Origin of the sequence: Streptomyces maremycinicus, from assembly GCF_001184025.1 — a bacterium.
Taxonomy (GTDB): Bacteria; Actinomycetota; Actinomycetes; order Streptomycetales; family Streptomycetaceae; genus Streptomyces; species Streptomyces maremycinicus.
The window spans coordinates 364420-385205 of sequence record NZ_BBYG01000010.1 but is presented as its reverse complement, the minus strand read 5'-3'; the positions used below and the strand labels follow the sequence as shown (position 1 = coordinate 385205).

The 20786-nt window shown below is 73.0% G+C and carries 18 protein-coding genes; 5 read left to right on the top strand and 13 right to left on the bottom strand.

The annotated features are described in order from the left end of the window. Positions 1-12 precede the first annotated feature (12 nt). The gene (locus tag AOQ37_RS09280; protein WP_062643128.1) at positions 13-1272 is read right to left on the bottom strand and encodes an extracellular solute-binding protein; all 1260 of its coding nucleotides are present in this window, start codon (positions 1270-1272) and stop codon (positions 13-15) included. A 229-nt stretch (positions 1273-1501) separates the two neighbouring features. On the opposite strand from AOQ37_RS09280, the gene AOQ37_RS09275 reads away from it, so the two are divergent. Then, positions 1502-1717, top strand: a complete 216-nt coding sequence (locus AOQ37_RS09275; RefSeq protein ID WP_062643590.1) for a dodecin — start codon at positions 1502-1504, stop codon at positions 1715-1717. A 68-nt stretch (positions 1718-1785) separates the two neighbouring features. Here AOQ37_RS09275 and AOQ37_RS09270 read toward each other — a convergent pair whose 3' ends face one another. Continuing rightward, a complete protein-coding gene (locus AOQ37_RS09270) occupies positions 1786-2277 on the bottom strand; it encodes a phosphatase domain-containing protein (protein ID WP_062643126.1) in 492 nt (163 codons plus the stop codon). A 362-nt stretch (positions 2278-2639) separates the two neighbouring features. On the opposite strand from AOQ37_RS09270, the gene AOQ37_RS09265 reads away from it, so the two are divergent. Further along, positions 2640-3653: an LLM class flavin-dependent oxidoreductase gene (locus AOQ37_RS09265; protein WP_062643124.1), complete on the top strand. Its 1014-nt coding sequence runs from the start codon at positions 2640-2642 to the stop codon at positions 3651-3653. A gap of 230 nt (positions 3654-3883) precedes the next feature. Continuing rightward, positions 3884-6265, top strand: coding sequence for an ATP-binding cassette domain-containing protein (locus AOQ37_RS09260; RefSeq protein ID WP_062643122.1), 2382 nt, complete (start codon positions 3884-3886; stop codon positions 6263-6265). On the opposite strand, the gene AOQ37_RS09255 is transcribed toward AOQ37_RS09260, so the two are convergent. The 6 genes from AOQ37_RS09255 to AOQ37_RS09230 all read right to left on the bottom strand — a co-directional run bounded on the left by AOQ37_RS09255 (position 6262) and on the right by AOQ37_RS09230 (position 12776). Continuing rightward, entirely contained in the window at positions 6262-7326 is a 1065-nt protein-coding gene (locus tag AOQ37_RS09255; protein ID WP_062643120.1) for an NAD-dependent epimerase/dehydratase family protein, read from the bottom strand. The genes AOQ37_RS09260 and AOQ37_RS09255 overlap by 4 nt on opposite strands. A gap of 11 nt (positions 7327-7337) precedes the next feature. Continuing rightward, positions 7338-8327 (bottom strand): lysophospholipid acyltransferase family protein, encoded by a 990-nt coding sequence (locus tag AOQ37_RS09250; protein ID WP_078890095.1) that lies wholly within the window; start codon positions 8325-8327, stop codon positions 7338-7340. Then, positions 8327-9100, bottom strand: coding sequence for a GNAT family N-acetyltransferase (locus AOQ37_RS09245; protein WP_062643118.1), 774 nt, complete (start codon positions 9098-9100; stop codon positions 8327-8329). Before AOQ37_RS09245 ends, AOQ37_RS09250 begins: the two co-directional genes overlap by 1 nt. A gap of 297 nt (positions 9101-9397) precedes the next feature. Beyond that, the gene (locus tag AOQ37_RS09240; RefSeq protein WP_062643117.1) at positions 9398-10147 is read right to left on the bottom strand and encodes a succinate dehydrogenase/fumarate reductase iron-sulfur subunit; all 750 of its coding nucleotides are present in this window, start codon (positions 10145-10147) and stop codon (positions 9398-9400) included. Beyond that, positions 10144-12102 carry a fumarate reductase/succinate dehydrogenase flavoprotein subunit gene (locus AOQ37_RS09235; protein ID WP_062643115.1) on the bottom strand — a complete coding sequence of 653 codons (1959 nt, stop codon included), beginning with the start codon at positions 12100-12102 and terminating at the stop codon, positions 10144-10146. Before AOQ37_RS09235 ends, AOQ37_RS09240 begins: the two co-directional genes overlap by 4 nt. Before the next feature lie 2 nt (positions 12103-12104). Further along, positions 12105-12776 (bottom strand): succinate dehydrogenase, encoded by a 672-nt coding sequence (locus tag AOQ37_RS09230; RefSeq protein WP_062643111.1) that lies wholly within the window; start codon positions 12774-12776, stop codon positions 12105-12107. A gap of 131 nt (positions 12777-12907) precedes the next feature. On the opposite strand from AOQ37_RS09230, the gene AOQ37_RS09225 reads away from it, so the two are divergent. Beyond that, a complete protein-coding gene (locus tag AOQ37_RS09225; RefSeq protein ID WP_062643110.1) occupies positions 12908-13792 on the top strand; it encodes a LysR family transcriptional regulator in 885 nt (294 codons plus the stop codon). 98 nt (positions 13793-13890) lie between these two features. Here AOQ37_RS09225 and AOQ37_RS09220 read toward each other — a convergent pair whose 3' ends face one another. Next, complete coding sequence (locus tag AOQ37_RS09220) at positions 13891-14781, bottom strand: NAD(P)H-binding protein (protein WP_062643093.1); 891 nt, start codon at positions 14779-14781, stop codon at positions 13891-13893. A 123-nt stretch (positions 14782-14904) separates the two neighbouring features. Between AOQ37_RS09220 and AOQ37_RS09215 the strand changes: the two genes are divergently transcribed. After that, complete coding sequence (locus tag AOQ37_RS09215) at positions 14905-15750, top strand: LysR family transcriptional regulator (RefSeq protein ID WP_062643090.1); 846 nt, start codon at positions 14905-14907, stop codon at positions 15748-15750. A gap of 166 nt (positions 15751-15916) precedes the next feature. On the opposite strand, the gene AOQ37_RS09210 is transcribed toward AOQ37_RS09215, so the two are convergent. The 4 genes from AOQ37_RS09210 to AOQ37_RS09195 form a co-directional block, all read right to left on the bottom strand. Beyond that, on the bottom strand, positions 15917-16318 hold the full coding sequence (locus AOQ37_RS09210) for a nuclear transport factor 2 family protein (protein ID WP_062643588.1): 402 nt from the start codon (positions 16316-16318) through the stop codon (positions 15917-15919). A gap of 106 nt (positions 16319-16424) precedes the next feature. After that, on the bottom strand, positions 16425-18560 hold the full coding sequence (locus AOQ37_RS09205; protein WP_062643088.1) for a putative bifunctional diguanylate cyclase/phosphodiesterase: 2136 nt from the start codon (positions 18558-18560) through the stop codon (positions 16425-16427). Continuing rightward, positions 18557-19369, bottom strand: coding sequence for an SAM-dependent methyltransferase (locus AOQ37_RS09200; protein WP_062643087.1), 813 nt, complete (start codon positions 19367-19369; stop codon positions 18557-18559). The genes AOQ37_RS09205 and AOQ37_RS09200 overlap by 4 nt, the downstream gene beginning before the upstream one ends. Positions 19370-19772: 403 nt before the next feature. Next, positions 19773-20747, bottom strand: coding sequence for an SCO0930 family lipoprotein (locus tag AOQ37_RS09195; RefSeq protein ID WP_062643085.1), 975 nt, complete (start codon positions 20745-20747; stop codon positions 19773-19775). Positions 20748-20786 lie beyond the last annotated feature (39 nt).

Below are 20786 nucleotides of genomic sequence, written 5' to 3'. Positions count from 1 at the left end.
CGGGCGCGGTCGTCAGAAGTTCACCGTCAGCGCCTCCGTGATCCGGCGGGCGGCGCGGCGGGCCTCGGTCGCCGGGTCGGCGCCGGTGAGCACCTTCGTCATGTAGTCCTTGATCGGGTTGTCCGCCTCGACGACGGCCCACTCGGGTGTGCTGGGGGTCGCGCGGCCCTGCGCGGCCCCCGCCGCCATCGCCGCGACCCCCTCCTCACCGGCGACGGACTTCGCCAGCTTCGCCTTGTTCGGCACGTAGTTCATGGTGCGGGCCAGTTCGGTGTCCCACTCCGCGCCGGTCAGCGCGGCGACCACCGCGATCGCGCCCTCCCGGACGTCGGTGTTGCGCGGGACGACGAGGTCGGAGCCGCCGGTGAAGACCGCGCCGGGCCTGCCCGCGCTCTTGCCCGGCACGGGGAAGAAGCCCAGCTCGTCCTCCAGACCGGGATTCTGCTGCACCACGGCCCGGGCCAGTCCGGGCACGGCCACGATCTGCGCCACCTTGCCGGCGGCGAACACCCCTGCCTGGGGCGGGTGTTCCTCGTCCGCCGCCACCGGGCCGCCGCCGAGGGACTGGAGCCGCCGGTAGAAGTCCATGCCGCGCAGGGCGGCCCGGGAGTCCAGGGCACCCTTCCAGCGGCCCCCCTCCTCGGTGGCCAGGTCGCCGCCCTCGTCCCAGATGAACCCGGCGAGTGTGTACCAGTCCTGTCCGGCCAGGTAAATGCCCTGGTTCCCGCCCGAGTTCAGCTTCTCGGTGGCGGCCAGCCACTCGGCGCGGGTGGCGGGCGGAGCGGTGATGCCGGCCTGTTCGAAGAGGTCCTTGCGGTAGATCACGACCCGGTTCGCGGCGTACCAGGGGATCCCGTACTGGTGGAAGCGCCGCTGTCCCGGTTCGGCGAGACCGGGCAGCCAGTCCTCCCGGCCCCACTTCGCGGCGGACTCCAGGGTCAGGTCGAGCAGTCCGTGCCCGTCGACGTACTGCGGGACCTGGGTGTTGCCGACCTCGATGACGTCCGGCCCCTTCCCGTCCTCGGCCTCCAGCGCGGCCTCCACCTTGCCGCCGATCCCGGTCCATTCCTGGATACGGATGTCGAGGTCGAGGTCCGGGTGGTCGTGTTCGAAGTCCTCGGTGAACCGGTCCAGGAACTCCTGCGACGCGCTGTCCTTCATCAGCCACACCGTGACCGTCCGGGCATCCGGTCCCCCCGTGCCCGGCACCACCCCACAGGCGGTCAGGAGGGAGGCGGACACGCAGAGAAGGGCGAGGAGGCGACGTCGCACGGGGGTCCTGTTCTGTCTGGTGGACAGGGCTGGGGGCCCGACGTGGGGGACGAGCGAGGGCTCGTACGGGTGCCCCGGATTTTGGTATGGACCAATGCGAGGGGTCAAGGGGGATTGGGCGGAGGCGGTCCGTCCGGTCCGACGCCTCGCGCTCCGCCGCAGCTTGGGGCACGGTGGAGTGACGCGTGACACACGTGACGAGGCCGTCACGGCCGAGAGGAGCACCCTGATGTCGAACCACACCTACCGGGTCACGGAGATCGTCGGCACCTCGCCGGACGGAGTCGACGACGCCATCCGCAACGGCATCACCCGCGCCTCGCAGACCCTGCGCAACCTGGACTGGTTCGAGGTGACGCAGGTGCGCGGGCAGATCGAGAACGGCGACATCGCGCACTGGCAGGTGGGCCTCAAGGTCGGCTTCCGGCTGGACGAGTCCGGCTGACGGCCGGACACCCTTCACCCCTCCGCCCCTCCCCGCCCCGGGGGCCGGCTCTCGGGCCCGGCGGACCCTCAGGTGCGCCCCTCGCCCTCCTGTGCCTGCCGCAGCGTGCCCGAGGGGGCCGTCCAGCGCGCCAGGACGACGGTGAAGCCGGCCCGCCGGGCGTCGGCGCACACCAGTTCGTCGTCGTCCACCAGGACCCGCACCTCCCGGTCGCGGGCCAGCCGGCGGAGCGTCTCCAGCTTGGTGCGCCGGGCGGGCCTGCGGTCGTCGTTGCGCCGCATGTGGACGCGGCCCTCCGGCAGCCCCTGCGCGGCGAGCCACTCCAGGGTGTCGCGCCGGCAGCGCTCGGGCCGGCCGGTGAGGTAGACGACCTCGCACTCCTCGGCGCGGGCCAGCACCATCGCGACGCCCTCCGGGATCGGCGGGTCCTGCGGCGCGGCCGCGAAGAACGCGTCCCAGTCGCGCGGACTGCGCTCCAGGAAGCGCTGCCGGTGGGCCGTGTCGGCGAGGGTGTTGTCCAGGTCGAAGACGGCGACGGGCCGTTTGCTGGTGTCGGTCACCCGTCCACCCTAGACACCCGCCCCGAGCGAAGGACGTCCCGCGGCGGGCACCCGGCACCGCCGCGCCCAGCGGGGGCGAGCTCTTCCCGGTCGCCCGTTCACGCTCGTCCCGGTCGCCCGGTCGCCCGGTCGCCCGGTCGCCGTCGACGGCGTCCGCCCGCTCCGGCCCGGCGCCCGACGACGCCGCCGCGACCGCCCTCGCCGGCGTCGACGGCGACAGCCGCGCCGTGGCCACCGCCCGCGGCGCACCGGCACGGTCCGCCGCCGCCCGAAGGCCGACCCGCGCCGGCACCCCTGGCGGCGCGGGTCGGGGCATCGCGCCGGGCGGGGAATCCAGCGGGCCGCGGGGTGTTGAACCCTGTATGAGCTCCGTGATCGCCTCGGCCCGCTTCTCCGTCCTCGACCGCTCGCGCACGCGTGAGGGGCACACCGGCGCCGAGGCGCTGCGCGACACCGTGCGGCTGGCGCGGGAGGCGGAGGCGCTGGGCTACCACCGGTTCTGGGTCTCGGAGCACCACGGCGTGCCCGGGGTCGCCGGATCGGCGCCCACCGTGCTGGCGGCGGCGGTGGCCGGCGCGACGGAGCGGATCCGGGTCGGCACCGGCGGCGTGATGCTGCCCAACCACCGTCCCCTGGTCGTGGCCGAGCAGTTCGGCGTCCTGGAGTCGCTCTTCCCGGGCCGCGTCGACATGGGCCTGGGCCGCTCGGTGGGCTTCACGGACGGCGTGCGCAGGGCGCTCGGCCGGGACAAGGACGACGCGGAGGACTTCGCGGGGCAGCTCGGTGAACTGCTCGGCTGGTTCCTCGGCGGCTCGCCCACGGGGGTGCGCGCACGCCCCTCGGAGGGGCTGACCGTGCCGCCGTTCGTCCTCGCCATGGGCGAGGGTGCGGAGATCGCCGCCCGCGCGGGGCTGCCGATGGTCATCGGCGACCTCCGCGACCGCGAGCGGATGCGGCGCGGGATCGACCGCTACCGGGCCCTGTTCCGGCCCTCCCGCTGGGCCTCGGAGCCCTATGTGGTCGTCTCCGGGACGATCGCGGTGGCCGGTACGCCCGAGGAGGCACGGCGGCTCCTGGTCCCGGAGGCCTGGTCGATGGCGTACTCCCGCACCCACGGCACCTTCCCCCCGCTGCCGCCCGCCGAGGAGGCCGAGCGCCGCGCGATGACCCCGAAGGAACGCGGCTTCTACGAAGCCGGCCTCACCGGCCACCTCGCGGGCACCGAGGAGCAGGTGGCGGACGAGCTGGAGACGGTGCTGAAGGAGACGGGGGCGCAGGAGGTCCTGGTCACCACCAGCACCTACGACCGGTCCGCGCTGCTGGACTCCTACCGGCGGCTCGCCGAGATCGTGGCCGCGGAACGCGGCGACGGCTGACCACGCCCACCGCCCGGGTCACCGGGCGCCGGGGCTCGGGGCGACGGGTGACCGGGCGCCGGGGCTCGGGGCGACGGGTCACCGGGCGCCTGTCTCCGAGGGCGGCTCACCCGGGGAGGCTCACCCGGGGCGGCTCGGCGGGTGGTGGGCGGGGCGCGCGTAGAATTGCGGGGTTTGTCCGCGCCGGTGGCAGCCGGCCGCGCAGTCGAAGACCCGTACGGAGTTCCCCCATGCCGAGCCTTCCCGAGCCGCACGGTGACGAGCCGTCCACGAGGGACGGGTACGTCCGGGTCCGGGGAGCCCGCGAGCACAATCTCCGGGGCGTGGACGTCGACGTCCCGCGCGACGTGGTGGCCGTGTTCACGGGGGTGTCCGGCTCGGGGAAGTCGTCGCTGGCGTTCGGGACGATCTACGCGGAGGCCCAGCGCCGCTACTTCGAGTCGGTCGCGCCGTACGCCCGGCGGCTGATCCACCAGGTCGGTGCGCCGAAGGTCGGGGAGATCACCGGGCTGCCCCCGGCGGTCTCGCTCCAGCAGCGACGCTCGGCACCCACCTCACGCTCCTCGGTGGGCACGGTCACCAACCTGTCGAACTCGCTGCGGATGCTCTTCTCCCGGGCGGGCGACTACCCGCCGGGCGCGGAGCGCCTCGACTCGGACGCCTTCTCACCCAACACGGCGGCCGGGGCGTGTCCCGAGTGCCACGGCCTCGGCGAGGTCCACCGCACCACCGAGGAGTCGCTGGTACCGGACCCGTCGCTGTCCGTCCGCGAGGGCGCGATCGCCGCCTGGCCGGGCGCCTGGCAGGGCAAGAACCTGCGGGACATCCTCGACACGCTCGGCCACGACGTCGACGTGCCCTGGCGCGACCTGCCCGCCGAGCAGCGGGAGTGGATCCTGTTCACGGACGAGCAGCCGGTGGTGACGGTCCACCCGGTCCGGGACGCGGACCGCATCCAACGCCCTTACCAGGGCACCTACATGAGCGCCCATCGCTATGTGATGAAGACCTTCGCGGACTCCAGGAGCCAGACCCTGCGGGCCAGGGCGGAACGCTTCCTGACGGCCGCCCCCTGCCCGGCGTGCGGCGGCGGCCGGCTGCGCCCGGAATCCCTCGCCGTGACCTTCGCGGGCCGGACGATCGCGGAACTGGCCGCGCTGCCCCTGGCGGAACTGGCCCTGCTGCTCGAGGGAAGGTCCGGGACGGCCGGCGTCCTCACCGAGGACCTCCGCGCCCGGATCGCGCCCGTCCTCGAACTCGGCCTCGGCTATCTCGGTCTGGACCGCGCCACCCCGACCCTGTCGGCGGGTGAGCTCCAGCGGCTGCGGATCGCGACCCAGTTGCGCTCCGGGCTGTTCGGCGTGGTGTACGTGCTCGACGAGCCGTCGGCGGGACTGCATCCGGCGGACACGGAGGCGCTGCTCACGGTGCTGGAGCGGCTCAAGGCGGCGGGCAACTCGGTGTTCGTGGTGGAACACCGGCTGGACGTGATGCGCGCCGCCGACTGGCTGGTGGACGTGGGTCCCCGGGCGGGTGAGCACGGCGGGCGGGTGCTGCACAGCGGCCCGGTGGCGGACCTGGCGTCGGTCCCCGGGTCGGCGACGGCACGCTTCCTGTTCGGCCGTTCCGCGCTGCCCGCGCGTGAGGTCCGGGCCGCCCGGGGCCGGTTGACGGTCGGTCCGGTGACCCGGCACAACCTGCGCGGGGTGACCGCGGAGTTCGGGCTCGGCGTGTTCACGGCCGTGACGGGCGTCTCGGGTTCCGGTAAGTCGACGCTCGTCGGGGAGATCACGCAGGACCTGCCCGGCGTGGGCCGGCTGGTCGCGGTCGACCAGAAGCCGATCGGCCGCACCCCGCGGTCCAACCTGGCGACATACACAGGCCTGTTCGACGTGGTCCGCAAGGTCTTCGCGGCGACGGACGCGGCCCGCGCCCGGAAGTACGGCGTCGGCCGGTTCTCCTTCAACGTGGCCGGGGGGCGCTGCGCGACCTGCCAGGGCGAGGGTTTCGTGAGCGTCGAACTCCTCTTCCTGCCGAGCACGTACGCGCCCTGTCCGGACTGCGGCGGGGCCCGCTACAACCCCGGGACCCTCGAAGTGACCTACCGGGGCCGCGACATCGCGCAGGTGCTGGACCTGACGGTGGAGGCGGCGGCGGACTTCTTCTCCGACGTCCCCGCCGTCGCGCGCAGTCTGGCCACCCTCCTCGACGTCGGCCTCGGCTATCTGCGGCTCGGCCAGCCGGCGACGGAACTCTCCGGCGGTGAGGCCCAGCGCATCAAGCTGGCGGCCGAGTTGCAGCGCGGCCGGCGCGGCCACACGCTCTACCTCCTCGACGAACCGACGGCCGGCCTGCACCCTGCCGACGTCGAGGTCCTCATGCGGCAGCTGCACGGCCTGGTCGACGCCGGGCACACCGTGATCGTCGTCGAGCACGACATGTCCGTGGTCGCGGGCGCCGACCGGGTGATCGACCTCGGGCCCGGCGGCGGCGACGCGGGCGGACGGATCGTGGCGACGGGGACCCCCGAGGAGGTGGCGGCGGCCCAGGACAGCACTACGGCACCGTACCTGCGCCGGGCACTGGGCCCGCGCGGCCGGGGCAAGTCCTAGCGGCCCTGGCGGCGCTGCTCCCGCCAGGCCCGGTGGTGGTCGAGCAGGGTCTCCTCGATCGGCCGGTAGGTGAGGCCCAGTTCCTCGGTGCTTCTGCGGTTGTCGACGCGGAAGCGGATGCCGAGGTGGTTGCGGATGTACTCCTGGGAGAGGCCGAAGGCCGGGCCGAGGATCCTGACCGGCCAGTGCGGGAGGGCCGTGCGGGGCAGCCGCAGGTTCCGGGGGTCGTGCCGCAGCAGGATCCGCGCCATCTCGCGGAAGGAGGTCATCTCCGGTGCCGCGACGATGTAGCGGCCGTGCGCTTCGGGGTGTTCGGCCGCCGCGATGTGGGCCGCCGCGACATCGCGTACGTCGGCCGTGGTGAAACTGAAGTCCGGGGCGCCGTAGAAGAAGTAGCCCTTGAAGAGTTCGTCCAGCAGGAACAGGCTGCCCGAGTCCGAGCCGGGGGTGAGGGAGGGGCCGAGGACCAGGCCCGGGTTGACGGAGACCATGCGCCAGCGGCTCTGGGCGGCCGCCGCCTCCCAGGCGGCCTTCTCGGCGACCGTCTTGGCGTAGTGGTACGGGTTGTTCTCCACGGTGCTGGTGGTGTTGAAGTACTTCTCCGACAAGGTCCGGTCGGCCATCTGCCGTACGTCGGTGTAGTCGCCGAAGATCGCCCCCACCGTGGAGGTGAGAACGAGGCGTTCCACGGCCTCGGTGCGCTCGATCGACGCCAGGACGTTGCGCGTGCCGGTCAGGGCAGGTTCCACCACGTCCCGTCGGCCGTCCTTGATCTTCTCCGGCATCAGGAACGGCGAGGCCACGTGGAAGACCACCGCGCAGCCCTTCATGGCCTCGTCGAAGGAGCCCGCCGTCAGCAGGTCCGCCTCGAAGAGGTCGAGGCGGCCGGGGCAGGCGTCCCCCAGGGCGCGCAACGGCCGGCGCTTGGCCTCGTTCGCCGTCCCGCGCACGGTGGCGTGCACGTGGTAGCCGCGCTCCAGGAGCTGCTGTACGAGATGGGCGGCCACGAAACCACTGCCTCCCGTCACGAGTGCCGTCCGGCGGGCCGGGCCTCCGCTCACGCGTGCTCCCCTCAGAGGTCGGGACGCGCCATGATCCCATCCCGGCCGGCCGACGTACCCAGGGTTGCACGCGATTCCTCCGGCTCCCGGTCCCGGCGGCTCCCCCGGCTCCCCCGGTTCCGGTCGGCCCGCGGCACCTCGCGGGGGCCGGGACGGTGGTCCGCCGGTCCGGGCGGGCAGCCGTGGCGGCCGAAGGCGGCGACGGTCCGGGGCTCGTGCGTCCCGCCCAGCACCCGGGCGGCGGCGGCCGCGGCCAGTGCCCCTCGGTCGGGGTGGCTGCCCGGCGCGAGGGTGGGCAGGACCTCGACCTCCGCCACCAGACCCCGCGCCGACACCACCCGCCACAGCGAGGCGAGCAGCGGGTCGTCGCCGACGAACGCGGCCACGGTGCTGGCCGCTCCCGCCCGGTCCCGGTAGCGGATGCGCACCGGCTGCACCGGCACCCGGGCGTCCAGCGCGGCCTGGAACACCGCCCGGCGGAAGTGTCCCTGGGCGCGGCCGCACCAGGTGCTCCCCTCCGGGAACACCGCGACGGCCCGCCCGGCGCGCAGGGTGTCGGCGATCACGGCGACCGTCGAGGGCAGGGCCCGCAGCCGGTCGCGGTCGATGAACAGGACACCGCCGCGCGCGACCAGCGTGCCCGCCACCGGCCAGCCGCGGATCTCGGCCTTGGCGAGCATCCTGGCCGGGCGGACGCCGGCCAGCAGCGGGATGTCCAGCCAGGAGATGTGGTTCGCGACCAGCAGCAGCCCGGTGCCGGTGGGCACGGTCGCGCCGGTCACCCGGACCCGCACCCCGGCGGCCCGCACCACGCTGCGGCTCCACCCGCGCACCACGCGGGACGGGAACCACCCGCCGACCGGCGCCAGCGCCACCCCGACCAGGACCAGCACGACCACCGCGGTGAGCCGCAGCACGGCCCGCGGGACCGCGGTGAGGGACGCCGTCGCCTCGACGCACGCCCGCGGGGTGCAGGGCGCGCTGGGCAGCCAGACGCTCATCAGGCCGGGACGAGGGAGAGGAAGTGCCGCAGGTAGCGGGGGTTGACCCGGCTCATCGGCAGCAGCACGTACAGATCCGCGACGCCGAAGTCGGGGTCGTGGGCGGGCTCGCCGCACACCCAGGCGCCGAGGCGGAGGTAGCCGCGCAGCAGGGCCGGCAGTTCGGTGCGGGCGGCCGGGGCGGTGTCGTTCGGGGTCCAGGGCCGCAGCGGCCGTACCCGGTACTGCGGCGGGGCGAGGTTCTTCTCGCGCACCCGGTCCCAGGTGGCCGTCGCCAGCGCGCCGCCGTCGGCCAGCGGGACCGAGCAGCAGCCGGCCAGCCACTCGTGGCCGCGGTCCACCATGTAGCGGGCTATACCGGCCCAGATGAGCCCGATGACGGCCCCGTCGCGGTGGTCGGGGTGCACGCAGGAGCGGCCGACCTCGACCAGGCCGGACCGGATCGCGTCGAGCGGGCGGAGGTCGAACTCGCCCTCGGAGTAGAGCCGTCCGGCGACGGCGGCCCGCTCGGGCGGCAGCAGCCGGTAGGTGCCGACGACGTCGCCGGTGGCGTCGTCCCGGATGAGCAGGTGGTCGCAGTACGCGTCGAAGGCGTCCGTGTCCAGGCCCGGTTCCGGACCGTCGAGCCGGGCGCCGAGTTCGCCGGCGAAGACCTGGTGGCGCAGTCGCTGCGCGGCCCGGACGTCGTCCTGGTCGCGGGCGAGTGAGACGAGATAGCCGGAACCGCCGGGCGGGACGGCGGGAGCGGAGGGTGCGACGGGCATGGCGGTCATGGAGGTCTCCTGCGCCGGGGGGAAGAAGCATGGGGACGGTGCACGGGGAATCCGCACCTGCTTTCTTCCGCGCCCGGCTGGCCTCGGCGTGACCGGCACGGGACCCGTGGATGTGCGGCTGCTGAATGCCGGACGCTCCGCGCGGCGCCGGACGCGAGACGGGGCCGGGGATGAGCACCACTCCCGGCCCCGCCCGTCCGCACCCGGTCGGCGAACGTCTCTGCTCGAAGCGGTCGCCGGGGTGCTCCCGCCCCCAGGGGCACGGGTGTACCGCGCGACCTGCCGCGCCCTGCGGCGCTACCGCTTCGTGATCTTCCGGGTGGCCCGCAGCCACTCCTTGTTCATGCCGGTGATGGACACCAGCGGGATGCCCTTCGGGCAGGCGGTGGCGCACTCGCCCGCCAGCGTGCAGCCGCCGAAGCCCTCCTCGTCCATCTGCGCCACCATGTCCAGCACCCGGGTCTCCCGCTCGGGCGCGCCCTGCGGCAGCACGTTGAGGTGGTTGACCTTGGCGGAGGTGAACAGCATCGCCGCGCCGTTCGGACAGGCGGCCACGCACGCCCCGCAGCCGATGCACTCGGCGTGCTCGAAGGCGAAGTCGGCGTCGGGCTTGGGCACCGGCGTCGCGTGGGCCTCGGGGGCGGCTCCGGTCGGGGCGGTGACATAGCCGCCGGCCTGGATGATCCGGTCGAAGGCGCTGCGGTCGACCACCAGGTCCTTGACGACCGGGAAGGCGGCGGCCCGCCACGGCTCGACGTCGATCGTGTCGCCGTCCCGGAAGGACCGCATGTGCAGTTGGCAGGTGGTGGTGCGCTCCGGCCCGTGCGCGTCGCCGTTGATGACGAGCGAGCACGCGCCGCAGATGCCCTCGCGGCAGTCGTGGTCGAAGGCGACCGGGTCGTCGCCGCGCAGGATGAGCTCTTCGTTGAGGGTGTCGAGCATCTCCAGGAAGGACATGTCGGGCGAGATGCCGTCCACCTCGTACGTGGACATGGCGCCGTCGGCGTCCGCGTTCTTCTGCCGCCAGACGCGCAGGTTGAGCCTCATGCGTAGCTCCGCTGGGTGGGGTGGACGTACTCGAAGACCAGGTCTTCCCGGTGCAGGGCCGGGGCCTCGCCCGTCCCGGTGAACTCCCAGGCGGCCGCGTAGGCGAACTCCTCGTCCCTGCGGGCCGCCTCGCCGTCCGGGGTCTGCGACTCCTCGCGGAAGTGGCCGCCGCAGGACTCGGCGCGGTGCAGCGCGTCGAGGCACATCAGCTCGGCGAGCTCCAGGTAGTCGACGACGCGGTTGGCCTTCTCCAGGGACTGGTTGAACTCCTCGCCGGTGCCGGGCACCTTGATGCGCCGCCAGAACTCCTCACGGATCTGCGGGATGCGGCTCAGGGCCTTGCGCAGACCGGCGTCGGTGCGGGCCATGCCGCAGAACTCCCACATGAGTTCGCCGACCTCGCGGTGGAAGGAGTCCGGGGTACGGTCCCCGTCGACCGAGAGCAACAGATCGAGGCGGTCCTGGGTCTCCGCCAGCACCTCCTGCACAACGGGGTGTTCGAGGGTCACCTCACCCTGGTGCGGGTTGCGGGCGAGGTAGTCGTTGATGGTGGCCGGCAGGACGAAGTACCCGTCGGCCAGCCCCTGCATCAGCGCGGAGGCGCCGAGCCGGTTGGCGCCGTGGTCGGAGAAGTTGGCCTCGCCGATCGCGAACAGGCCGGGGACGGTGGTCTGGAGGTCGTAGTCGACCCACAACCCGCCCATCGTGTAGTGCACCGCCGGGTAGATCCGCATCGGGACCTCGTACGGATCCTCGTCGGTGATCCGCTGGTACATGTCGAAGAGGTTGCCGTACTTGGCCTCGACGGCCTTGCGGCCCATGCGGGCGATGGCGTCGGCGAAGTCGAGGTACACGCCCTGTCCGCCGGGGCCGACGCCCCTTCCCTCGTCGCAGACGTTCTTGGCGGCCCGGGAGGCGATGTCCCGCGGGACCAGGTTGCCGAAGGAGGGGTAGATGCGCTCCAGGTAGTAGTCGCGCTCGCCCTCGGGGATCCGGTTCGGCGGACGGTCGTCGCCCTTGGCCTTCGGCACCCAGATCCGGCCGTCGTTGCGCAGCGACTCGCTCATCAGCGTCAGCTTCGACTGGTGGTCGCCGGTGCGCGGGATGCAGGTGGGGTGGATCTGTGTGAAACAGGGGTTCGCGAAGTACGCGCCCCGCCGGTGCGCCCGCCAGATCGCCGTGGCGTTGGAGTTCATGGCGTTGGTCGACAGGTAGAAGACGTTTCCGTAACCGCCGCTCGCCAGGACGACGGCGTCCGCGAAGTAGGTGTCGATCTTCCCGGTGATCAGGTCCCGGGCCACGATCCCGCGCGCCCGGCCGTCCACGACGATCAGGTCGAGCATCTCGGTGCGCGGGTGCATCTCGATGTTGCCGGCGGCGATCTGCCTGCTGAGGGCCTGGTAGGCGCCGAGCAGGAGCTGCTGGCCCGTCTGGCCGCGGGCGTAGAAGGTCCGCGAGACCTGCACGCCGCCGAACGACCGTGTGTCGAGCAGCCCGCCGTACTCCCGCGCGAAGGGCACGCCCTGGGCCACGCACTGGTCGATGATCTCGACCGAGATCTGCGCGAGCCGGTGCACGTTGGACTCCCGCGCCCGGAAGTCGCCGCCCTTGACGGTGTCGTAGAACAGGCGGTGGACGGAGTCGCCGTCGTTGCGGTAGTTCTTCGCCGCGTTGATGCCGCCCTGGGCGGCGATGGAGTGGGCGCGGCGCGGGGAGTCCTGGTAGCAGAACTGGACGACGTGGTAGCCCTGTTCGGCGAGGGTGGCGCCGGCCGAGCCGCCCGCGAGGCCGGTGCCCACGACGATCACCGTGTGCTTGCGCCGGTTGGCCGGGTTGACCAGCCTGGCCTCGAAGCGGCGCTTGTCCCAGCGCTCGGCGACGGGGCCGGAAGGGGCCTTGGTGTCGACGACCGGCTCACCGGTCTCGTAGTCCGCGTAGGCGGAGAAGGCAGTCATGTTCAGCTCACCACTCCGGTCATGACGCCCACGGGGACGGCGAGGAAGCCGGCCGTGAGCAGCAGCGCGAGGACGTCGGCGAAGATCTTGAGGGCGCGGTCGCGGGTACGGCTGCCGACGCCGAGGGTCTGGGCGGCGCTCCAGAAGCCGTGCCGGACGTGCAGGCCGACGGCGAGCATCGCCACGATGTAGATGACGTTCCCGTACCAGGTGGAGAAGGTGTCCACGACGTTCTGGTACGGGTGGCCCTCCTGGAAGCCGCCGCTGTGCACGGTGCCGGTCGTCAGGTCCAGCAGGTGCCACACGATGAACAGGGCCAGGATGATGCCGCCCCAGCGCATGGTGCGGGTGGCGTAGCTCGCCCGCGGCTTCCTGTGTACGTACTTGCTGGGCCGCGCCTTGATGTCGCGGCGGCTGAGCTGGTACGCGGAGACGCCGTGGGCGATCACCGCGACGATCAGCGCGACGCGCACGAGCCAGAGCGTCCATCCGTAGTGCATGAACGGTTCGCCCACCACCCGCAGCCAGTGGGCGTAGTGATTGAACTCCTCCGCACCGAAGAAGATCTTCAGATTGCCGATGACGTGGACGACCAGGTACAGCAGCATGATCATGCCGCTGACGGCCATCACCGTCTTCTTGCCGACGGAGGAGTCCCAGACGGTGCGCGCCATGGACGGCCGTCGGTCCGTCCGCGTTGCCAGAGCCATGGGTCAAGACGCTAGGGCCGGACCACCCCATCGGTCCAAGACATGGTCCGCCTCGATTCCATAGGCTCCGACTATCGCCGACGTAGGCTGGGGGCATGCAGTTCCAGCAGCTCCAGTACTTCGTGGCGGTCGCCGAGACCCGGCACTTCACCCGGGCCGCCGAGCTCGTGCACGTGGCGCAGCCCTCTCTCTCGCAGCAGATCAAGGCGCTGGAGCGGGAGTTGGGGGCGGATCTGTTCCTGCGGGCGCGCGGGAACATCACCCTCACCGACGCGGGCGAGGCGCTGCTGCCGCTGGCGCGGCGGATCCTCGCGGACACGGAGACCGCGCGCTACGAGGTGCAGGAGCTGGTGCAGCTGCGCAGCGGGCGGGTGCGGCTCGGGGCCACGCCGAGTCTGTGCACGGGACTGCTGCCGGACGTGCTGCGCGCCTTCCACGACCGCTATCCGGGCATCCGGCTGCTGATCGAGGAGGGCGGCTCGCACGACCTGGTCCGGGAGCTGGCCCGCGGCGCCCTCGACCTCGCCCTGGTCGTGCTGCCGCTGCCCACCCCGTCCCCGGCCCTGACGACGGTGGAGCTGCTGCGCGAGGACCTGGTGGTGGTGTCCTCCCCGGAGGCCGCCAAGCCGGGCGAGGGACGGCGTACCGTGCGCATCGCCGACCTGGAGGGCGAACGCATGGTGATGTTCCGGCACGGCTACGACCTGCGGGAACTGACCGTGGCCGCCTGCCGGGCCGAGGGGTTCGAGCCGGACTTCGCGGTGGAGGGCGGGGAGATGGACGCGGTGCTCGGTTTCGTACGGGCCGGGCTGGGCGTGGCCGTCGTCCCCCGCATGGTGGCCGCCCGCTCGGGCCGGGGCCTGCGGGTCACCCCCCTGGCCCGCCCCGGCCTGCACCGCGCGATCGCCCTGGCCCACCGCAGCGACGTAGCCCCACCCCGCGCCGCCCGCGAACTCCAACGCATGCTCCTGGAACGCTGAACGGGGGGCGGGGCGGGGGCGAGGGGCAGGAGCGGGGGCGCGGCCGGCCGGCGGGGGCCGCGGCGGAGGCGGCACGCGGAGACCGTGGCGGGGGTGGCCTAGCCGTGGACGGCCGGCTTCAGTACCTCCTCGCACCATCGGCGGAAGCTCGTGGGCGCGGTGTCGGGGGTGCTGGGACGGGTGACGCCGTAGAAGCCCTGGGTGTTCTGGGCGTGGACCATGTCGGCCACCCCCCGCGCCCAGGCTTCGGAGGCACCGAAGCCCGTCAGCCGCGTCCTCAGCTCGCCGACGGTGATCTGCCGGAGCCGGACGGGCCGCTCCAGCACCTCGGAGACGACCCCGGCCATGTCCTCGGGGGTGAGGGCGTCCGGGCCCACCAGCGGAACGTCCTCGTACCCGGTCCAGGAGCCGTCCAGCAGCAGCCGGGCCGCCTCGGCGGCGACGTCCCGGACGGCGCAGGTGCGCACCACACGGTCCCGCTCGAGCGCCTCCGACCAGACACCCTCGGCCCGGATCGAGGCCGTCTGACGCAGCAGGTTCTCCATCAGGGACGGCGGACACAGCGCCCGGTAGTGCACACCCGTTGCGGCGATCGCCTCGTCCATGGCCAGTGAGGCCGAGATCGGTCCGGCGTGCTCGGCGACGCCCCGGCCCAGGGTAGAGACGGACACCACCCGCTCGACGCCCCGGCCGCCGACCACCTCGCACAGCGGCTCGGTGAACGTGCGGAAGTGGCCCTCGACACTGGCGGCCCCGGGCGTCGGGGGCACCAGCCAGAAGATCCGGTCGGCGCCCTCGCACGCCTCCTTCAGGACGGCGGGGTCGGCGTGGGACCCCTGGACCGCCTCGACGCGTCCCCGGACCTCCGGGGAGAGCCGGGCGGGGTCACGGACGATCACCCGGACCGGTGTCGCGCCGTCGTCGGCGTCGAGCACACGGGCCAGGACCTCACGGCCGATCTGGCCGGTCGGAGTGGTGATGACGATCATGAACTGCTCCAGATGTCGCGGTGATCGGTATGCCGTCGAGCCTGCTGCCCCGCGCGCGGTAACTGAAGGATCGATCGGCTCGCGGTTGTTACCCTCAGAGCAATACCGATCGGAGGGCCGCCCATGGAGTCCCGCCCGCTGCGCTACTTCGTGGCCGTCGCCGAGGAGCTCAACTTCGCCCGCGCCGCCGAGCGGCTGGGCATCTCGTCGCCGCCGCTGTCCCGCGCCGTCCGACAGCTGGAGAATGAGCTGGGGGCCGTCCTGTTCGAGCGGAACACGCACCGCGTGGAGCTGACCCCGGCGGGCGAAGTCCTGCTGGTGGAGGCCCGGTTCGCGCTCGCGGCCCTGGAGGCCGCCGGGCGCCGGGCCCGGCGGGCCGCCGCCCCCGAGCCGAAGCTGGTGCTGGCGGTGAAGGCCGACGGGGACGCCGGGTTGCTGGAGGGGATGCTCGCCCGGTACGCGGCCGACCCCGCGGCCCTGCCGGTCACCGTCCGGCTGTGCGCCTGGCACGAGCAGCCCCTGCTGCTGCGCCGGGGCGAGGCCGATGTCGCCCTGGTCCACGAGCCGTACGACCGCACCGGCCTCGACACGGAGGACCTGGCCGCCGAGTCGAGGGTGGCCGCCCTCGCCGTGGGGCATCCGCTGGCCGGCCGGACCGCGCTGCGCCTGGCCGACCTGGGGCTGCGCCCGGACGAGGTGCACGCCTACATCGACGAGGTGCGCGGCAGGGGCCATGACCTCGCCCAGCTCCTCGCCCTGGTGGGCCTGGGCGAGGTCGTCGCCCTGCTGCCGGCGTCGGTGGCCGACCGCTATCCCCGGCCGGGCGTCGTCTACCGCCCGGTCCTGGACGCGCCGCCCGCCATGCTGGCCGTGGCCTGGCCCCAGCAGTCCCGCTCCACGGCGACGGCGGCGCTGGTCCGGGCGGCCGTCTCGGTGGCCGAGGACGCCAGGGAACGCGAGGCGGGCTAGCGCCGAGCGGCCGTGCGGCCGTTCGGTTGCGGGCCTGCCAGGCCGACGGCTCCGGGGCTACAGCGCTGCGGGCCTGCCGGCCGAGCGGCCACGGGGTTGCGGGGCTGCGGGGCCATGGGGCTGCGGAGCTGCGGGGTTGTGGAAGTACGGGGCGACGAGGCAACGGCTACACGGCTTCCGGCGGGACCGGGGTGCCCTGGTGGTGGTACATCCGCCAGCCCGTCTCCGCGCTCCGCCTGCGCCACAGCGAGCTGCGCCGGGCGCGCCGGCCGTCGAAGTCCGTCTCGTAGGTGAGGTGGACCAACCCGGGCGCCAGCAGGACGCCCTTGATCGCCGACGGCCGGTAGCGGGGCCCTGCCTGCGAGCTGCCGGGGTGTTCGGGCAGCCGGGCCAGCATGTCCTCGTAGGTGTAGCGGCGGCCCGAGGAGCCGACCTCGACGAACTCCGGGTCGAGCAGCCGCTCGAAGAGGGCGCGGGAGACGCGCACGGCGGGGTCCATCAGGGCCAGCTCACCGGCGATCGCCTCGTCCACACCGCCCCGCCCGGCGTCGTCCGCGGCGTCACTCATGCCGTCGCGCCCGGCGCGGTGGGCGGCTTCGTGCGTGTCCTCGTTCTCCGGGGTCACCCGCCCTCCTCGTGGGTGACCCCCGCGCCCCCGCGAACGGGTCGTCCGGTCACCCCGTCGCGTCCACCAGGGCCAGCTCGTGGAGCCGGTCCGGCGGGCCCGGGCGGGCGTAGTACCAGCCCTGGGCCGTGTCGCAGCCCAGTATCCGCAGCTGCTCGGCCTGCGCCCCGGTCTCCACGCCCTCCACCGTGACCGCGAGGTCCAGGCTGTGGGCGAGCGAGACGATCCCCTCGACGATCTTGAGGTCGACGGGGTCCGCCGGGAACTGCTGCATGCCCTGGGTGAAGGAGCGGTCCAGCTTGAGCACGCTCACCGGGAGGCGCCGCAGGTTGGCCAGGTTGGAGTAGCCGGTGCCGAAGTCGTCCAGGGCGATGTCGACGCCCATCTCGGCGAGCCGCCGCAGCGGTTTGAGCAGGTCGTCGTCGGCGCCGATCAACGCCGACTCCGTCACCTCCAGGCACAGGGCCTCCGGTGCGACACCCGCGCGTTCCAGGATGTCGACGGTGTCCTGCACCAGACCGGGATGGGTGAGCTGGCACGGGGAGAGGTTGACGTTGATCCGGAGGGGATCCGTGTCACCGGCCCGCTCCCGCCACTCGCCGGCCTGCCGGACCGACTCCTCCAGGACCCAGCGGCCCAGCGGCACGATCAGCCCGGTGTGCTCGGCGAGCGGGATGAACCGGTCCGGTCCGAGCACCCCGTGCTGCGGGTGCAGCCAGCGCACCAGGGCCTCCGCGCCGCGCACACTGCCGTCACCGAGGTGGACGAGCGGCTGGTACTCGATGAAGAACTCGCCGCGGTCGAGGGCCGCGGGGAGCGCGGTGGTCAGCCCGTGGCGGGTGATGGCGCGGGCGTCGGCCTCCGGGTCGGCGAGCTCGAAGCGGTTGCCGCCCGCCGACTTGGCGCGGTACATGGTGATGTCGGCGCTGCGCAGCACCTCCGCCGCGCTGCGTTCCCCCGCCGGGCCCTCGACGATGCCGATGCTGCCGCGCACGGTCAGTTCCCGGCCGTCGATGCGCACCGGTGCGATCAGGGCGTTCATGATGCGCCCGGCCAGTTCGTCGACCTCACGGCGGGTGTCGGGGCCGGTGGTCAATGCCACGAACTCGTCGCCGCCGAGGCGCGCGACCATCTCACCGGGCGCGGTCGCGCAGGACTGGAGCCGGTCGGCGACCTCGACGAGCAACCGGTCGCCGGCGGCGTGCCCGAGACTGTCGTTGATGGTCTTGAAGCCGTCCAGGTCGAGGTAGCACAGCCCGAAGCGCTGCCCCGCCCCGGCGCCGAGCGCCTTCTCCAGGCGTTCGAAGAACAGGGTGCGGTTGGGCAGGCCGGTGAGCGCGTCGTGGGTGGCCTCGTAGCGCAGCCGCAGGTTCAGGAGCCGGCGCTCGGTGGTGTCCTCCATCAGGGCCAGCGAGTACTGCGGTGCGCCGTCCGCGTCACGCAGCAGGGAGACCGTCAGGTTGGTCCACAGGACCGTTCCGTCGGGGCGACTGAAGGCCTTCTCCGTGTGGTAGTGCTCCCGTTCGCCGCGCACCAGCTCGTCGTACAGCTTCCAGGTCTGGGGGGCGTCCTCGGGATGGGTCAGGTCCTGGACCCGGCGGCCGCGCAGGGTCTGCTCGGAGCCGCCGAACATGCGCAGCAGGGCCCCGTTGACCTGGAGGACGTTGCCTTCGAGGTCGGCGATGCCGATTCCTATCGCGGCCCCCTCGAAGACCGCCCGGAAGCGGGCCTCGCTCGCGTGCAGGGCCTGCGCGACCACGCCCTGGGCCCGCAACGCGGCCTGGGCGATGGCCTCCTGCTCGGCGAGCGTGCGCTCGCGCAGCGCCTGCGCGTAGCCCGCCGCCATGGCGTGCTGGAGCCTGGAGGCGCGGGCCCGCAGATCCTCCCGGGGGCCGTCCTCGCCGCAGTAGAGCACCAGATAGGCGTCGACGCAGTCGAGGGAGCGGCTGAGCGCCTCGGGGTCGGTGCAGTGCGCGTCGACGAGGGCGGCGCCGACCGCCCTGCCCGTGTCGGCGTCCAAGGCGCGGGCCAGCAGTGCCTCACGCAACCTGCGTGCCAGCGGCAGGAGTTGCTCCTCCAGCTCGGACCGGGTCAGCGACGTCGAGGTCACCGGGAACACGGCCCGGCTCCAGATCGTCGCGAACCGCCGCAGTCTGTCCTCCGGCCCGTCCGGCTCGGCGGTCACGCCGTACGCCCCACGCCGGCGAAACCGGAGAGGGCCCAGGGGTCCTCGTCCTCCGGCCCCGTGTCCGGCCGCCAGTGCGGCATCGGCACCAGTCCGGGTTCCACCATGTCGTACCCCTCGAAGAACCGCGCGATCTCGTCACGCGAGCGCATGGTCAGCGGATTGCGGATGTCCTTGTACACGTCCACCGCGCCTCCGGCCCGCTCCGGTGGCAGTGGGATTCCCTCGTACGAGGCATGGGTGAGCACGAGCAGACTGCCGGGCGCGAGCGCGGCGGTGAGTTCGGCCACCGCCGCGAACGGGTCGTCCGCGTCCTCCACGAAGTGCAGTACGGCGACGAGCAGCAGCGCCACCGGCCGGTCCAGGTCGAGCAGTCGGGACACCTGCGGGCTGCTCAGGATCTCCCGCGGCTTGCGCAGATCGGCGGCCACGACATCGGCGTCGTCGTTGCCGGCGAGCACCGCCTCGCTGTGCGCGACGGCCACCGGGTCGTGGTCGACGTAGACCACGCGGGCCCCGGGGCTCATCGCCTGGGCGACCTCGTGCACGTTGCCGAAGGTGGGGATGCCGGAGCCGATGTCGAGGAACTGGTCGACGCCCTCGCCGACCGCGTACCGCACGGCGCGGCGCATGAACGCCCGGTTCGCCTGGCTGATCTTCGGAAGTCCCGGCATGAACTCCATGGCCTTGCGGGCCGCTTCCCGGTCGACCTCGAAGTTGTGCGAGCCGCCCAGGTAGTGGTCGTAGATCCGCGAGACGCTGGGCACCGAGATGTCGATGCTCCGAGGGGCCCAGGCGGGTCTCTCCATCTGAATCTCCAAGGCGTAGGCGATCCGGTGTTCGAGCTGAGGCTACTGATCGCCCGCCAAAGGGGCGAGCAGAAACGGAAATTGACCGTCCGTTCCCGGTCACTGCCAGCGGCACGTGCCGAATCGACGTCCCCCGGAGGGCTGCTCGTGGTGCCCGGGACGTTCCGGAGAGTTCCGGATGGTTCCGGGCCGGTCCGCGGGGCGGCGAAAGTCTACGCACAGGAAGCGGCGCCCGGACAAGCACCGCGGGCCCGCGGAACGGACCCGGCCCACCGGGCCGACCGGACGGACCGGACGGACCGTACACGCACAACGGTCCGCCCCCTCCGTGCGGCGCGGAGGGGGCGGACCAACGGTCGTGCGCGATGGGGCAGCTGCGGGATCAGCCCTGGGGAGGTGATCTCTACTGCTCCGGCGCTCCGACCAGCTTTCCGTTCGGCGCGACGGCGTACCATGTGCCGCCCACGCCCTGGCCGTTGACGTCGCCGGGCGACTTGTCACCGGAGAAGGTGTAGATCGGCGAGCAGTTGATGGTCTGCTGCTTGGTGCCGTCGGACCGGGTGAAGTTCATGTAGCCCTTCTCCTGGATGCCCTCGGTCTCGTCGAAGGCGACGGGCGCGACGGCCGGCCACTTCTCGAGGCAGGCGCCGTTGCAGTTCGACACCGGCTCGGGCCAGGCCTTGTCCTTCAGGAAGCGGTAGACCGTCATACCGTTCTTGTCGACGACGATCTCACCGAGGTTGGCGTCCTTGCGGACGGACAGCCCGGCCTGCACGGTGCCGGACTCGGACGACGAGCCGGAGGCCTTGGCCTTCTTGCCCTCGGGGGTGAGCGCGAACCACTTGTTGCCCACGCCCTGACCGGTGGTGTCACCGGCCTTGGCGTCCTTGGCGTAGTAGTAGGCGGGCCAGCCGGCGACGGTCAGCTGCTTGGTGCCGTCGGTCCGGGTGACCTCGCCGAGCAGCGACTTGTCGATGCCGTCGCCCGCGGAGATGTCATCGGCGGCGACCGGCGGCCAGGCGGTCGCGCAGTCGCCGTCACAGTTCGACTTCGGGGGTTCCGCGGTGTCCGCGTCGAAGCGGTAGAGGGTCTTGCCCGCGCCGTCGGTGAGGATCTTGCCGAGTTCACCGTTCGCGGTGACGGCCAGCTCGCCGGCGCCCTGTGCGCCCGCTCCGCCGGTCGTCCCGGCGCTGGCGCTGGAGCCGACGCCACTGCCGACGCCGGTGCCCACGCCGACGCCCGCGATGCCACCGGCCGGAGCCGTGGCCCCGACGTTCTGGCTCGACGACGTGCCGCTCTCAGAACCGCACGCCGTCGTCAGCGCCAGCACGGCCACAGCACTCGCCGCAAGTGAGGCGCTCCGCCAGGTGGTCTTCATCGTCAACAACTCCCCGATCGTCACAAGGTGCTTGCCACG

What these genes read in the sequence shown, in the direction of transcription:
- AOQ37_RS09275 (WP_062643590.1), top strand. Translation starts at nt 1,502, where the DNA reads ATGTCGAACCACACCTACCGGGTCACGGAGATCGTCGGCACCTCGCCG.
- AOQ37_RS09265 (WP_062643124.1), top strand. Translation starts at nt 2,640, where the DNA reads ATGAGCTCCGTGATCGCCTCGGCCCGCTTCTCCGTCCTCGACCGCTCG.
- AOQ37_RS09260 (WP_062643122.1), top strand. Translation starts at nt 3,884, where the DNA reads ATGCCGAGCCTTCCCGAGCCGCACGGTGACGAGCCGTCCACGAGGGAC.
- AOQ37_RS09250 (WP_078890095.1), bottom strand. Translation starts at nt 8,327, where the DNA reads ATGAGCGTCTGGCTGCCCAGCGCGCCCTGCACCCCGCGGGCGTGCGTC.
- AOQ37_RS09245 (WP_062643118.1), bottom strand. Translation starts at nt 9,100, where the DNA reads ATGACCGCCATGCCCGTCGCACCCTCCGCTCCCGCCGTCCCGCCCGGC.
- AOQ37_RS09240 (WP_062643117.1), bottom strand. Translation starts at nt 10,147, where the DNA reads ATGAGGCTCAACCTGCGCGTCTGGCGGCAGAAGAACGCGGACGCCGAC.
- AOQ37_RS09235 (WP_062643115.1), bottom strand. Translation starts at nt 12,102, where the DNA reads ATGACTGCCTTCTCCGCCTACGCGGACTACGAGACCGGTGAGCCGGTC.
- AOQ37_RS09230 (WP_062643111.1), bottom strand. Translation starts at nt 12,776, where the DNA reads ATGGCGCGCACCGTCTGGGACTCCTCCGTCGGCAAGAAGACGGTGATG.
- AOQ37_RS09225 (WP_062643110.1), top strand. Translation starts at nt 12,908, where the DNA reads ATGCAGTTCCAGCAGCTCCAGTACTTCGTGGCGGTCGCCGAGACCCGG.
- AOQ37_RS09220 (WP_062643093.1), bottom strand. Translation starts at nt 14,781, where the DNA reads ATGATCGTCATCACCACTCCGACCGGCCAGATCGGCCGTGAGGTCCTG.
- AOQ37_RS09215 (WP_062643090.1), top strand. Translation starts at nt 14,905, where the DNA reads ATGGAGTCCCGCCCGCTGCGCTACTTCGTGGCCGTCGCCGAGGAGCTC.
- AOQ37_RS09210 (WP_062643588.1), bottom strand. Translation starts at nt 16,318, where the DNA reads ATGAGTGACGCCGCGGACGACGCCGGGCGGGGCGGTGTGGACGAGGCG.
- AOQ37_RS09200 (WP_062643087.1), bottom strand. Translation starts at nt 19,369, where the DNA reads ATGGAGAGACCCGCCTGGGCCCCTCGGAGCATCGACATCTCGGTGCCC.
- AOQ37_RS09195 (WP_062643085.1), bottom strand. Translation starts at nt 20,747, where the DNA reads ATGAAGACCACCTGGCGGAGCGCCTCACTTGCGGCGAGTGCTGTGGCC.